The organism is Chryseobacterium sp. UF-81, from assembly GCF_058245105.1.
Map to the genome: position 1 here is coordinate 255,415 of NZ_JBSIBX010000001.1, position 13,752 is coordinate 269,166.

At 36.5% G+C, this 13,752-nt stretch carries 14 protein-coding genes and 1 riboswitch; of the genes, 5 read left to right on the forward strand and 9 right to left on the reverse strand.

Annotated elements, in window-relative coordinates; translation table 11 throughout:
* Positions 1–5: 5 nt before the first annotated feature.
* The 3 genes from AC4IFE_RS01235 to AC4IFE_RS01245 all read right to left on the reverse strand — a co-directional run bounded on the left by AC4IFE_RS01235 (position 6) and on the right by AC4IFE_RS01245 (position 3,612).
* Positions 6–1,721, reverse strand: coding sequence for a PspC domain-containing protein (locus AC4IFE_RS01235; protein WP_490754245.1), 1,716 nt, complete (start codon positions 1,719–1,721; stop codon positions 6–8).
* An 11-nt stretch (positions 1,722–1,732) separates the two neighbouring features.
* Positions 1,733–2,062, reverse strand: a complete 330-nt coding sequence (locus AC4IFE_RS01240) for a PadR family transcriptional regulator (RefSeq protein WP_260543296.1) — start codon at positions 2,060–2,062, stop codon at positions 1,733–1,735.
* A 215-nt stretch (positions 2,063–2,277) separates the two neighbouring features.
* The gene (locus AC4IFE_RS01245; RefSeq protein ID WP_490754247.1) at positions 2,278–3,612 is read right to left on the reverse strand and encodes a cytochrome P450; all 1,335 of its coding nucleotides are present in this window, start codon (positions 3,610–3,612) and stop codon (positions 2,278–2,280) included.
* Positions 3,613–3,725: 113 nt separating this feature from the next.
* Here AC4IFE_RS01245 and AC4IFE_RS01250 point away from each other — a divergent pair, with 113 nt between their 5' ends.
* Both AC4IFE_RS01250 and AC4IFE_RS01255 read left to right on the forward strand, forming a co-directional pair.
* Entirely contained in the window at positions 3,726–4,406 is a 681-nt protein-coding gene (locus AC4IFE_RS01250) for an XAC2610-related protein (protein ID WP_490754249.1), read from the forward strand.
* A 12-nt stretch (positions 4,407–4,418) separates the two neighbouring features.
* Positions 4,419–5,009: an HD domain-containing protein gene (locus tag AC4IFE_RS01255; protein WP_490754250.1), complete on the forward strand. Its 591-nt coding sequence runs from the start codon at positions 4,419–4,421 to the stop codon at positions 5,007–5,009.
* 150 nt (positions 5,010–5,159) lie between these two features.
* On the opposite strand, the gene AC4IFE_RS01260 is transcribed toward AC4IFE_RS01255, so the two are convergent.
* From AC4IFE_RS01260 to AC4IFE_RS01280, 5 genes are all read right to left on the reverse strand, one after another.
* A complete protein-coding gene (locus AC4IFE_RS01260) occupies positions 5,160–5,543 on the reverse strand; it encodes an acyl-CoA thioesterase (RefSeq protein ID WP_490754252.1) in 384 nt (127 codons plus the stop codon).
* A 115-nt stretch (positions 5,544–5,658) separates the two neighbouring features.
* A riboswitch (cobalamin riboswitch) is annotated at positions 5,659–5,837 on the reverse strand.
* A 52-nt stretch (positions 5,838–5,889) separates the two neighbouring features.
* Positions 5,890–6,687, reverse strand: a complete 798-nt coding sequence (locus AC4IFE_RS01265) for a hypothetical protein (protein ID WP_490754253.1) — start codon at positions 6,685–6,687, stop codon at positions 5,890–5,892.
* An 83-nt stretch (positions 6,688–6,770) separates the two neighbouring features.
* Positions 6,771–7,640 carry a hypothetical protein gene (locus AC4IFE_RS01270; RefSeq protein ID WP_490754255.1) on the reverse strand — a complete coding sequence of 290 codons (870 nt, stop codon included), beginning with the start codon at positions 7,638–7,640 and terminating at the stop codon, positions 6,771–6,773.
* Between the two features lie 5 nt (positions 7,641–7,645).
* A complete protein-coding gene (locus AC4IFE_RS01275; RefSeq protein WP_490754257.1) occupies positions 7,646–8,317 on the reverse strand; it encodes an ATP-binding cassette domain-containing protein in 672 nt (223 codons plus the stop codon).
* A gap of 393 nt (positions 8,318–8,710) precedes the next feature.
* Positions 8,711–10,858, reverse strand: a complete 2,148-nt coding sequence (locus tag AC4IFE_RS01280; protein ID WP_490754258.1) for an endonuclease MutS2 — start codon at positions 10,856–10,858, stop codon at positions 8,711–8,713.
* A gap of 59 nt (positions 10,859–10,917) precedes the next feature.
* Here AC4IFE_RS01280 and AC4IFE_RS01285 point away from each other — a divergent pair, with 59 nt between their 5' ends.
* The 3 genes from AC4IFE_RS01285 (at position 10,918) to AC4IFE_RS01295 (ending at position 13,248) form a co-directional block, all read left to right on the forward strand.
* The gene (locus AC4IFE_RS01285; RefSeq protein WP_490754260.1) at positions 10,918–11,427 is read left to right on the forward strand and encodes a GNAT family N-acetyltransferase; all 510 of its coding nucleotides are present in this window, start codon (positions 10,918–10,920) and stop codon (positions 11,425–11,427) included.
* Positions 11,428–11,455: 28 nt separating this feature from the next.
* Positions 11,456–12,457 carry an acyltransferase family protein gene (locus AC4IFE_RS01290; RefSeq protein ID WP_490754261.1) on the forward strand — a complete coding sequence of 334 codons (1,002 nt, stop codon included), beginning with the start codon at positions 11,456–11,458 and terminating at the stop codon, positions 12,455–12,457.
* A gap of 149 nt (positions 12,458–12,606) precedes the next feature.
* Complete coding sequence (locus tag AC4IFE_RS01295; RefSeq protein ID WP_490754262.1) at positions 12,607–13,248, forward strand: uracil-DNA glycosylase; 642 nt, start codon at positions 12,607–12,609, stop codon at positions 13,246–13,248.
* Here AC4IFE_RS01295 and AC4IFE_RS01300 read toward each other — a convergent pair.
* Positions 13,235–13,744 (reverse strand): hypothetical protein, encoded by a 510-nt coding sequence (locus AC4IFE_RS01300; RefSeq protein WP_490754263.1) that lies wholly within the window; start codon positions 13,742–13,744, stop codon positions 13,235–13,237. The genes AC4IFE_RS01295 and AC4IFE_RS01300 overlap by 14 nt on opposite strands.
* Positions 13,745–13,752 lie beyond the last annotated feature (8 nt).

The window sequence follows — 13,752 nt, forward strand, 5'->3', positions numbered from 1 at the left end:
GTTAATTATTTAGTTTGTATGGAAATTTCGTCTTTTCCGTCTTTAATTTTGACGTCTACATTTTTGTTTGCCTTTTTGAGCGTAGACTTCATAGAATCAATTACCTGGTCTGCCTGGGAATTCGGAACTTTTTTTCCGTTGATGATAATGCTGTCTTTGTCATCAGAGTTATATTCTATGGTAGAGCCATTTACAGAAATTTTGTTCTTTTCGATTCTGATTTTTCCATCTTCATCTTTTTCCTGATCACTGTCGTTGATCCCGTCTCCGTTCAGATCTCCGTCAAAATTAATTCCGTCTTTTTTTGCTGGAAGGACAATCATATTTTGAGGAACTACCAGTTCGTAATCAATATTGTAATCTCTGAATCTGTGTTCATAAGGATATTTGATATAATTTGGAAGAATAACCTTGTTGTTAACAATTTCTACCGGAACATTTACATTAAGAGGAAGATTGTATCCTTTAGCTTCTTTCTTAATAATCAGATAAGGTGTTTTAATATCTGCTTTTCTCGTAACGTCTACATGTATCCAGTCTTTTTCAAAAACAGAGATTTTGTCAGAGTAAAGGTCATCATCGTATCCTGTAAAGTTTTGCGGAATGGATATCTGTTTCATATCTACATATAAACTATCAGATGTTGTATTAATGGAAATCTCTTCCGTATCTTCCTTATGTCCTTTCAGGAACATTTCTTTTTTCGCCATACTTACTCCAAAGAATGTTCCTAAACATATTACTGCCAAGAATAAGACTCCTAAAACCCAACCAATATTTCTTAACTTAGTTTTTGGTGAAAAAATCTTGATACTTAGTAGGCTGAAAAGAACGGCAGGAATTAAAGATCCAACAATAATTAATGCTAAAAATACATTGTAAAGTCCATCGTTATCAAGAAGAAATTTCATTTCATCAGCTCCGGGAAAGTTTGAATCAATTCCGAAAAGACCAAAGACTACAAATACACCTATAATGCTGCTTAGAGCCATAAATGCGAAGAAGATTCCAATAATATATTTTAAAACATTCCATACTCCGCTTCCTGCGTTGCTGATGTAAGGCTTATTTTCAGTGTAAATTTCACCAGCTCTGGTTGTTGTCTCATTGGCGAATTGCACAATTTTACTAGATTCTTCCTTTAAATTATCAAAGTTTAATGGCTTTCCTTTCATTTTCAAAAAATCTGATGCAGTTTCTGCTTTAGGTAATACCGCCCAAAGAATAAAATATAAAAGGACAATTAAAAACGAGGAACCAGGCGCAACCCAAAGGAAAAGAAATGCACCCACCCAAATTAATCTCATCCAAGTAATTTCCATTCCAGAGTATGCGGCTAAACCGGCGCAAACTCCTGCGATTTTTTGTCTTTCAGGGTCACGGAACAATTGCTTCTTATCAGAATATGTAGTTCCTGTAGTATTTTGTCTTTTGCTGTTTTTTTCAGAATAGTAAGCTTCTTCCTGCTCTTCGATCTTTTCAGGAGTTCCGATTTGAGCAATTACTCTTTCTACATCAGAATCATTTACAACTTCACGTTTTCCTAAAGAATCTCTGAAGATTTCTACCATTCTTATTTCTATATCATGCATTACCTCCTCCTCCTCTGAAGCGTCCAATGAGCTTCTCAGTGCATTCAGGTAATCGCTGAGCTTTATATATGCGTGTTCTTCTATAGTAAAAGAAAAACCTGCGAGTCCTATTGAGAGTGTCTTGTTCATAGCTTTGTTTTTTATATTTTTTGAATAATTTGGTTTACTGACGCTGTCAGCTCTGCCCAGGTATTTTGAAGTTCGTCCAAGAAAAGCTTGCCTTTTTCTGTAATCTGGTAGTATTTTCTTGGTGGTCCTCCTGTAGATTCTTCCCATCTGTAGGAAAGGAACTCGCCATTTTTCAGTCTTGTAAGGAGAGGATAGAGGGTTCCTTCCACTACATCCAGTTTTCCTTTTTTAAGCTCATCGATAAGGTCGGAAACATACATTTCACGATGGTTGATGAGACTTAAAATACAGAATTCCAGAATTCCTTTGCGCATTTGCGCTTTGGTATTTTCAGTATTCATCTTTAATAAGTTTTGTTAATTAGTTATATTTTCAGAATAATGTTCCTAGCTAGATGAACCTATTCCGATTTTACATTACAAAGATATGTAATTAAAATGGTAATATGCAATACAAAGTAGTGAAAAAATATAAATAAATTATGTAACTAGTTGAAAATCAATAAAATTATTTTTAGTTGTGAATTTTAGATGTGAGAATTTTAAAGAAAACCAGATCAATTATTACTAATTTTTCCTTTTAAGCTGGTGGGCCTTAAAGTAACAAGAGCTTTTTTCTTCAATGCTGTCTGATAGGATATAAAAGTAAATTTTTTGTAAAATTTACGGATGATAAGAGCCATTTCCATCATAGCAAAATGTTCACCAATACAAAGCCTGGGCCCGGCACCAAAAGGGTAGTAAGCGAAATTCTTGGCATTTTCATCATCAAAACGCTCTGGGATAAAAGAGTTTGGATCTTTCCAGTATTTAGGATTTCTGTGAAGACCGGTGATATACAGTATGATTAAAGTATCTTTCGGCCAGGAATATTCCTTAAAATGATCATTTTCCAAAGCCTGACGATCAATAGCCCAGGCTGGAGAATGCAGTCGCATAGCTTCTTTGATGATATTTGAAGTAAAAGACTTTTTCATTAAGCTTTCTGACGTAAAAACCATTTCCCCTTCGTCTGCAATCTCTTTTTTTAATTTTTTCTCAGCTTCAGGATTCTGACTGATTTCAAAAAAAATAAAACTTAATGCATTAGCGGTTGTTTCGTGACCGGCAATGAAAAGGATAAGCATTTCATCAACCAATTGCTCATCAGACATCGGAAGTTGCGTATCTTCATATCTTGTTTGGATAAGCATGTCCAGCAAATCATCTTTCTCTTCTCCTGAACTTTTCCGTTTATCCAAAACCCCTTGAATAATAGCTTTTGATCTTTTACTTTTTTCAATAGTTTTGTCAATAATGCCCAAAATTTTTAAAATTTTAGAATAAAAAGGCAGGCGAACCTCTTTGGCGAAAACTTCCTGAACTTCTGTAATGATTTTACCCAGTTCTTTCACCTGGGCTTCCCCAATATCAGAGCTGAAAAGAGTTTTTGCGACAATATTAAAAGCGAGTTTATGAAAGAAATCATAAAGATCTATATCCTGCCCAGGTTGGAATGAATGAAAAGCTTTATCAATTTCCTCTTCCATAATTGAAACCAGATTGGCAATTTTCGTTTTGCTGAAACCGGGTTGGATCAGCCTTCTCTGTTTCAGCCAGTCTTTTCCGTTATTCGTTAGCAGACCGTTTCCCAGGTACTTTCCTAAAGTGATGGATTGGATCTCAGATTTGTAATAGTTTTTATGATTTTGCTTTAAAATATATTCTGTGAATTCTTTATCCTGAGAAAAAATAAAGTTCTTATTGGTGAAATTGGTTTTGATGTAGTAGTTATCTCCTGCAATTTCATGGTTTCCGGTAATAACCTCTAACGGATTTTTTATTCCTTTAAATAAAGAATACAGCTTTCTTGTTCCTTTAATTTCCGTCGGATAATTGAATTCTGGAGACATATTATAGATATTTCCATTAAAAATACAACTAATCTCTTATATAAAATAGTTTTCAGCCAAAACCCCTATTTTTGCATAAAATTTGTTGAAAAACTAATGCATAAAAATCATCCATGATCAATACATCTACATCATACAGGTCGTTGTCAGCATTGATACTGCTTGCACCTTTTTGTTTCGGACAATATCATTTTGCCATCGAAGATGCATCCGGGAAATATAATGCAGAGGTTACAGTTGAAGAATGTCAGACTGATGCCTGTAGAAATAAGGCTGCTATCATATTGTTCAGTAAAAGCGGAGAAAAGCTACAGACTCTTGCTTCCGGAGATTTTGTCATGTATTTTGAAAAAGAGGTGAAACCGTCAAGCACCAGTGTAACAACACTAACCCACGGAATGGTCCACGATGCTCCTGTGGTTTTTGGAGATTTCAATTTTGACGGGACGGAAGATGTAGCCATAAGAAACGGCAGTGGCGGAAACTATGGCAGTGCCTCCTTTGATGTGTATGTTTTTAATTCCACAAAGAAACAATTTGTTTTGAGTAAAGAACTTACTGAAATTGCCAGCTCTTATCAGGGAATGTTTGATGTAGATTCCAAACGAAAGCGGTTAACCACTTATGCCAGATCCGGGGCGTCTCTGCATTACACCTACGAATATCAGGTGATTCCCAACAAAGGATTAGATCTGGTTTACGAAAAGATCAGTGATTTCAGTGATGAAAAAACGAAGGTGACCGTTAGAGAAAAGATTAATAATAAATGGATCGTTAGAAAATTATCCAAATAATAAATAAAGGAAATGAAAATACAGAAGGAAATCGATTTTATTCTGGCAGTTGATGCCCTGAAAAATGTACAAAGGAGAAACTACAATGCCGATGATACGAGAAGGGAAAATACAGCCGAACACTCATGGCAGATCATTATTTTGGCCCAGATACTTTATCCATATGCTAAAAACCGCGCGGATATTGATCTTTTAAGAGTAATAAGAATGCTTTCCATTCACGATTTAGTGGAGATAGGGGCGGGAGATACTTTTCTTTTTGATGAACAGGCAATGGTGGGGAAATTTGAGCGAGAAAAAATTTCAGCGCAGAAAATCTTTGGAATCCTTGATGAACCTTTGCGTACTGAGTTTTTTGAATTGTGGCTGGAATTTGAGGAAGAAAAAACACCGGACGCTATTTTCGCCTGCTCTATTGACCGTATCATGCCGTTTATCTTAAATTCTCACACTTCAGGAAAAAGCTGGACGGAAGCAGGTGTTACTGAAAAGCAGATCAGAAATATGCTGGAAAATGCTATCACAAGAGCATCCGATGAGATGGGAGAGGCTTTTGAAATGTTGCTGAGCAGAAGTCTGGAGACTGACAAGGTAGTTCGGTAGATTTATCGCAAAATAAGGAGGAAAGATTTTAAATTGATGTTCTTTAAATGAACAAAGCATTCATTTATCAGAGTGATACAATTTTTACAATACATTGTTTATACTTTATAATAATTTTCGGGCGGCCTTTGGCCGCCCGAAACTTATTTTTTACAATATTCTGATTGGTTTCTTAAACTCATCTATAGCCACAAAAGTGAAATCGCCCACAATAGCTCTTTCTCTTTCATACGAGTACATTTGCTCCGTATAGATTTCTACATTCACTTTCATGCTGGTTTTTCCGACATAGTCAACCTTTCCGATCAGCTCCACAATGGTTCCTGCAGGAATAGGTTTTTTAAAATCGATCTTATCGCTGCTTACAGTTACCACTCTTTTTCTTGCAAAACGGGTTGCGGTGATAAAAGCTACTTCATCCATCAGCTGCATTGCTGTACCTCCGAAAAGGGTATCATAGTGGTTGGTAGTGTTGGGGAAAACTGCTTTAAAAATTCTGGTTTCGGATGCTGCAATTCTTTCTTCTGTAGTCATATTTCATTATTAATTAATGCGAAATGAAATAGATCAAAATAACAGAACAGTGACAGGAATCACAGGAATTCCTGAAGCAGTCCATCAGATCAATAAACTTCAAATCGCGAAAGTTTCTTGTTTAAAGAAATAGGCAGGTCTCCTGACTTGTAACATCTTGTATCTCCTTCCCGTGCGCTGCACAGTGGATCCTTGATAAAGACTTCAGTTACTTACAGTTGCGCGACAGTCCGTGATTTGCACACGGTTCCCTTTTAATCTGCGTTAAGCAGAACCAGTTTCTGTGATGAATTAGCGTTAAACTTTTTCAGGGCAAAAATAAGAATATTAGTGTGAAAAACGGCAATTATTCCGGACTATTGTAAATAATCTGGCTCATTACCTTTCCTTCCTTGATGGTCCAAAGTGTGACATATCTGTTTTCACCAGAGCCATTGATCATATAAAGATAAATATGATCATTGTCAAGAGCCGTTACTCCTACATTGTTGAAGTCCATAGTAGGCTGAAACATATTTTTAATAGCTTCCCTTACAAAAACAGAACCTCTTCCCGGCTGCTGTACTCTGATGGATTTAATCTCTGTCATCCCTTCCGGAAGTCCGTCCTTAATGCCCCATGGTTTTATTTTATCTATTGTAAGGATCTTTCCGTCGGTATCTTTTTCCTGCTTTCTGTAACCGGCATTCGACGGATAAATATCAATAACCACCTTGGTTCTTTGTGAAGTGGGTATTTTGGGATTGCTGTTGTCTGTGAAAATAAGTGATTTCCCGTTCTTGGATTTAGAAGGCGTAAACTGAGGAAGTTGATCTATAAAGGCAATACGCCCTTTATTTACCATTCCTTCCTTCTCAAGATTCTCATATCTTACAAAAGGTTTTTCTTCATCCTGCTTTTCAGGATATTTGATCCATACCCATTCCGTTTCTCCGGGTGCAGGTTTTACATAAACAAATACATCACCTTTACGCATCCGGATCTTGTCTACAATTTTCCTGTAGTCATCCTTGTGGACGCGCACGTTGGCGTAGCCTTCTTCAGCTTTTACAACACCAAAAGGAACTTTATTCTGTCCCTTGACAAATGCCAGAGAAAAAAGGCTGAAAGCGGAAAGGTACAATGCTTTGTTTATGGAAATCATTCTATGAAATTTTTTTGATCCCTCAAATATATAAATTAAATGTTTTTTTGATCAGTAAAATCTTGTTGTGTTTGCTTAAATTATCAATATCCTCTAAACAATTTATAAAACTCTCCATCAGGAACTTGATGCAGATCATTATTTTTTAGCCAATTCACAGATTCTTTACTTAATTGCAAGCTGTCATAATTTTTAGCTTTCACATATTTTTCTTGATCCTGACTGATATCGTAAATGACCTCTCCGGTCTTGTCATCAATCAGAATGCTCCTGCTTTTTGTAACCCCATCCCGATAGTGGGGTTTCAAATATATATACCAGTACGAATTAACATCATTAAATTTTCTGTAAATACGGATGTCAGGGAAGGTGTATCGGTCTGCAATCTTCAAAATATCATAAAAATTCATTTTAAAATGATCATCATGCTCTATTTTTTGAATTAGATCACCCTTTTCAGAGTATGCGTACCATATTCCTACAGGAATTTCAGCAACTTTTAGATTGTTTCCCAGATGTCGTATCGTATGGATTGCACCGTTTTTATAAAAATCAACATAAGTGGAAATGCCGTCTGAAAATTCCTGTGTATAACCTGGGGCTTCTGTCTTTCTTTTATATACCTGATTATCCTTTCTTCCTATAATAGCGGAACTGATTTTTGTATCTTCAAAGCCATAAATTGCTCCTTCTGTTTTCTGTTTATTTTCCACATATATAAAACAGCTGGTATCTTTGCCACCACAGCTTGTTGTGTAAAACATTCCGTTTACCGGCTGTTTTTTCTTTACATCAGCCATAAGACTATTATACGACGGTATGTGTAGAGTCTCTTTTGTTGTATTGGTGCTTTTCATGGTAAGGAAATTTTGTTCCCCTATGTTTTTTGTCTCCTGCGCATAGGCCTGAGAGGATATTAAAATGATAGCAATAAAGCGAAATATTAGGTGCATATTTCTTAGTATTTAAAGTTTTTCGGAAGATAATTAAATTGTTGCAGTTCTTTAAGATCCTTTACCTTTCTCAAATGGGTATCCGAAAGAAGATAAATATCATCAGCCATATTGAATAAGGTCATATAATTATGATCGGAGATAATCATTCCTTTATAGGGTGTCTGGCTTTTAATGATCATTTCCAATTCATCAACATTTTTAGGGGAAACGCCGCTGAAAGGTTCATCCAGTAAAATAAACTCCACGTCTGAATAAGTAATGATCAGGGTTTCAATAATTTTTTTCTCACCACCTGAAAGATTTTTTGATGTTTCGTTCAAAAAGGGTTGTATTATTTTTAAATCACAAAGCTTTTCCGCATTTTCTTGGGTGCAGAATAGTGGGATAAGCTTCCTGATCTTATATTCTTTTGGAAGAAATGAAGATCGCTGAGGCAGATAAGCAATTTTATTTTTCCTGTCGGACAGATTTTTAAGAATAGTGTCATTCAATTTAATAAACTGTGTATCCCCTTTAACTGTTCCAAAGATGATTTCTAATAAAGTAGATTTCCCGCTACCCGCCGGGCCAATAATTCCTGCTGTTTTTCCGGTTTCGCAGCTTAAATAGATATCCTGCAGAATTTTTCTACCGCCGAAAGATTGGGTAACACTATCGATGTGAAGTCTGTTCATAAGAATCGGGTAATGACTTTAATAATTAAACTTAACACTCCCGTGAAACCCCACAAAAACCATTTTGAAAACCCAAAATTGGCATAGAAAAAATATTCATCTTTCAGCCTTATATCATAAATAAAAAAGTGGAGGAGGGGAAGAATCAGGAAAAAATAAAGTCCAAAATTTTCAAAAGTGAATTGAGTACCGAAGCATAACAGCACAGAAAATAACACCGCGGGAATCATTAATTTTCTATAAAAAATCCAAAGGACAGTAAGGCTTTTATCCATGATCCAAAAATAATAAGAAAATTTGATCTGTATACTTCAACATGCAATGTTTTGTAGTTAAAATAAAATAGCGCTGAATGTTCAGCGCTATTTTTATAAGGTTAAAAGTTATACATCATTAAATTCTTTCAAGCTCATCTGCATTAATCGTTGTCTTAAAAGTTCCATAGTTGACGATTACTTTATTTTTAGAAATCTTTTCAATAGTTCCTACGCTGGTACTTCCCGGAATACGGACACGCTGTCCTTCTTTCATCCAGACGGCACGGTCGGTTTTGCGTTTTTCTTCCAGTTTTTCATTGGTTTCAGCTATCTTCTCAATGACATCTTCCTTTTTAAGCTGTTGCGTGATCTTTCTTTTAACCACCTGAAGACGTTTAGATTCATCTTTATCAGCACCTATTTTTCTGAATTTTTCCTGTTCAAGCAGTTTCACAAAATCCTTGACAACATCTTTCCTCGATTTTCCCTTTACATAACTGTCGATGAACGTTTCAATCTTATTTCCAAACTGAAGCTTTCGGTGTTCCTCTTCATACAGTTTTTGGAAGTTGAAAAGCTTTTGCTGCAGCTGTTCGTTCAGCTTCTGGAGATTATCACGTTTGTCTTCTACAGATTCCTTCCTTTCAGCAAGATCGGTTTTCAGTTTTTCAACTTCAAATTTTTCCTGCTGAAGTTTTACGATCGTTTTATCGAGATTCACAATGTCATGCTCTACCTTCTTTTTGGCAGCATGAATGATAAACCTCGGGATCCTGTTCTTTTCTGCTACTTCAAAAGTAAACGAGCTTCCGGCCTGTCCCACTTCCAGTTTATACATTGGTTCCAGCGTCTCTTCATCAAAAAGCATCGCTGCATTTTCAGCATTCGGAAGCTGTTCTATCACCAGTTTGATATTCGTATAGTGCGTGGTAATGATGGCGAAACTCTTTTTATCATAGAAATACTCCATGAAACTTTCTGCAAGTGCACCGCCAAGTTCAGGATCAGATCCGGTTCCAAATTCATCAATAAGCAAAAGGGTATTGGCATCTGCTTCACGGATGATCCCTGCCATTTTTTTAAGCCTTGATGAATAGGTGGACAGGTGATTTTCGATCGACTGATTGTCCCCGATATCCGTCATGATTTTTTCGAAGAAGAACATTTCGGACCTCGGATGTACCGGAACCAAAATCCCGCTCTGAATCATCAGCTGAAGTAATCCAACGGTTTTTAATGTGATGGATTTTCCTCCTGCATTCGGACCGGAAATACAGATAATTCTGTTGTGATCCGTTAATGCCAGGGTCTGTGGGAAAATAGTCTTGTTTTCAGCTTTATTTCTGAGCCATAACAGCGGATGATACGCGTCTTTCAGCTTTAATGTCCTGTGACGGTTGATCTTCGGAAGGATTCCGTTGACAAGTTCAGCAAATTTTGCTTTCGCTCTTGTAAGGTCAAGATCAAAAATATAAATCTGGTATCTCCAAAGCTGAGGCTGGAATTCTGCCAGTTCAGCAGTCAGTTTTCTGAGGATTTTATCTATCTCTTTCTTCTCTTCCTCTTCACTTTCACGCAGCTTGAAGTAGTGCTTTACCACACTGTCCGGCTGGATATATGTGATAGAACCTGTTTTTGAAATTCCTAAAACTCTTCCTGCCACCCTTTTCTTGAACCCGGATTTTACAGCTAAAACCCTTTGATCCTCAATAATGGTTTCGCGGATATCGTCCAGAAAGTCGCTTTGCCCGTAATTAAACAGTGCACGGTTGAAATTCTCCTGAATTGCTTTTTTAGCATGTTGAATTTCAGCTCTGAGCTCCTTTAAAATAGGAGAGGCATCACTTTTTACTTCCCCAAAACGGTTAAAGACCTTATCAATCTTATCAATAATTTCCTTTTTAAATTCCAGCACAGAAACATCACCTATCAGACTAGGGAAGGTCTCGGGCATGGTCGGGAAAAATTTCTGAAGTTTTCCTATCTGTTCGGTTAAAGTTTTTATTTTAATGAAAGCACTGTTTTCCAGACGGTAATTCTCGATCAGCATTAATTTCAGCTCACTTTCGATATCTTCGTATTCATCGAACGGAATTGCATTTGAGCTTTCAAAACTCGAAAGGTATTCCGACGTTTTTTTCAATGAAAGTTCCGCCTCGTCAATTTCCATGGGACGAAGTTGAAGAATTTTTTCTCTCGTTTTCGGAGAATACGCAAATGGAGAGATTTCCGCGAGCAATTGCGGAAACTCTAATTCGTTTAAATCTTCTTTATTTATATACACACTGCAAATTTAGTGAGAAAATGTGATTATTATGTATATTTGAGTTATTTACGAAATTAATGATTGAAACAGACCGGTTAATATTAAAGGAAATCAACGAAAGCCACGTAGAAGATATCCTGAAGATTAGAAGCAACGAAATAATTAATCAGTTTGTGAAAAGGAATTCTCCGAAAACAAACTATGATGCTTTGCAGTTTATTTTAACGATTAAAGAACGAACCCTGAACGGGCAGTCGCTTTATTTGGGAATTGCCTATAAAAACCAGCCGAACCTTATTGGGACTATCTGCCTCTGGAACTTTTCTGAAGACAGAAAAACGGCTGAAGTCGGCTATGAACTGCTACCGGACTATCACAGAAAAGGAATTATGTCTGAAGCCTTAACAGCTATTTTAGATTATGGATTTAATAATTTGCATCTACAGGAAATCTTAGCGATTACCCACAAGCTTAATGAAAACTCGAAAGGTCTTCTTTTGAAGCATAATTTTGTTTTGGAAGAGAACAAAGAAGATGAGGATTTTCCCGATAATATTATTTTTAGTTTAAAGAAAACACTTAATTGATTTCCCCGCGGACTGCATTGTTTAGCATATGAAAAATGAAATAAAATCATTAACAGGGCTTAGAGGTATTGTTGCGCTATGGGTAACATTTTTCCATTTCAGTTACTTTAGAAATTTTTGGATCCAGTCAGTGAACGGGAAAGGGTATGTGGCAGTAGATATTTTTTTTGTACTGAGTGCTTTTCTGCTGGCGGTATCTTATTCGGGAAAATTTCAGCGCCTGACTTTTGACGGTGTTCAGAGGTTTTATAAGAAAAGAGTCAACAGGATCTATCCTGTATATTTTTTCTCTGTTGTTTTTATCATCCTTTTTATAGCAAAAAATCCTACCTGGTCCCAATTTTTAGTTAATGCAGCACTGCTACAGTGTTTTTTTAATCCTAATTATTCATTGAATGAGATTTACTGGTCATTGAGCACAGAGTGGATCTGTTATCTTATATTTCCATTTATACTCTGGATTATACTGCGCTATAAAATAAACAGCTGGTTCCTTATCATATTAGGTTTGGTTTTAAGAGGTATTGTTCCTTATCTGCCGGACATGTATTTTGATGATGCACCGCTTGAGATAGACAGATCATCGCAATATCTTGATGTAGTTTTTGGGATGAGCTCTTTGGTACGGACAGTATCGTCTTATTTATTGGGAATCGGCGTTGCATTTTTGCCGGAAATAAAAATAAGGAAAAGTAATTTTATTATCTATGGTGTAGTTATTCTATCTTTTTTGCTGCTTTATACGGCAAGAGGATTATTCTTTATTCCTTTGTTGTCAGCAGTTATCATTAAGCATCTGTATTCAGAAAAAAGGAGTCTGGTTAAAAGTTTTTTAGAAACAAAAGCGGTTTATTTTTTAGGAAATATTTCATATTCACTATATATTATCCATTATATCGTAAGGCGACAGAAAATCGTCATTGTAGATTCCTACCATCTCAATAATTTTCTGCTGATTGGATTTTGCATACTGCTGTCTTATTTTTCTTACCTGCTTATTGAAAAAAGAGTGAAAATATTTAAAACGTAATTCAGCCGGCTATTTCAATACCACATCATCCAATCATTGTATTGCCAGATTTGGTCATCCAGGAATTAAAGAATATTTTTGTAATATAGTTTCCGGTAAAGGAAGAATTATATCACATTCATACATTTTCAAATTATCATATCAACCCCATGACCTGGACAGACGTTTTAGCCCCCATAAAAAGCACAGCCTATTTTACAAACCTTTGGGAAAAAGTAAAACAGGAATATGCTACAACCCAAGTATTTCCTCCTAAAAACCAAATATTCAGAGCATTGGAGATTACACCTTTTGAGGAGATCAAGGTGGTGATCATCGGGCAGGATCCTTATCATAATGATTATCAGGCTAATGGTCTGTGCTTTTCCGTTTCGGAGCAGGTTGCTGCGCCACCGTCACTTAAAAATATTTTTACAGAACTGAAAGATGACCTGGGAATCATAAGGACTTCAAAAGAACTGGATGACTGGGGAAAGCAGGGTGTTTTATTACTGAATGCTACTTTAACGGTTCGTGCCCATGCCCCTAACTCTCACAAGGATTTAGGCTGGGAAAAATTTACAGATTTTATTATCAAAGAAATTTCAGATAAAAAGGAGAACGTCGTATTTGTTCTTTGGGGAGCTTTTGCACAGAAAAAAGCCGAACTCATTGATCCGGCTAAGCATTTTATTCTAAAATCGGCACATCCGTCACCGTTTTCTGTACATAGAGGTTTTTTTGGAAGCAGACCCTTCTCAAAGATCAATGAATATCTGATATCAAAAGGGAAGAAGCCTATTTCTTGGTAGAATTTGATTTCCCGTCAGCTTTTGTAATTTTGATTCCGATTCTGTATTTTCCTTCCAGATCTTTTCCTCCGGTTTCAGCTTTCCGGGAAGGAGTTACTTCTTCCAGTGAAATGGTATACCCGTTAAATTCTGCAGACTTTTGGTAATTTCGTCCCGTATTATCCATGGTAGCAAGGCTTAAAACCATAGGGCGGGAGTAAGTCCCCATAACTTCTACCTGTGCTACGGCAACGCCTGCCCAGATACAGGCCATTCCTTCAGGACAGCGACTGTCTTCAGAAATGCCTTTGAAGGTCACATTCATTTCATATTCTTTAAGGAATTTATTTTCCCCCTGATTGAAATAAATGATACCCTCTTTCTGTACTCCAGATTTGACTCCTGAAGCATTGGAGGCCGTTCCGGCGGTTGATCTTGGAGTTTTTGTTTTCTTTTGGGCATTGCATCCTGCTAAAGTGAGCAGTCCCAGACTGAGTATGATGGCTTTATGGAACATATTTTATT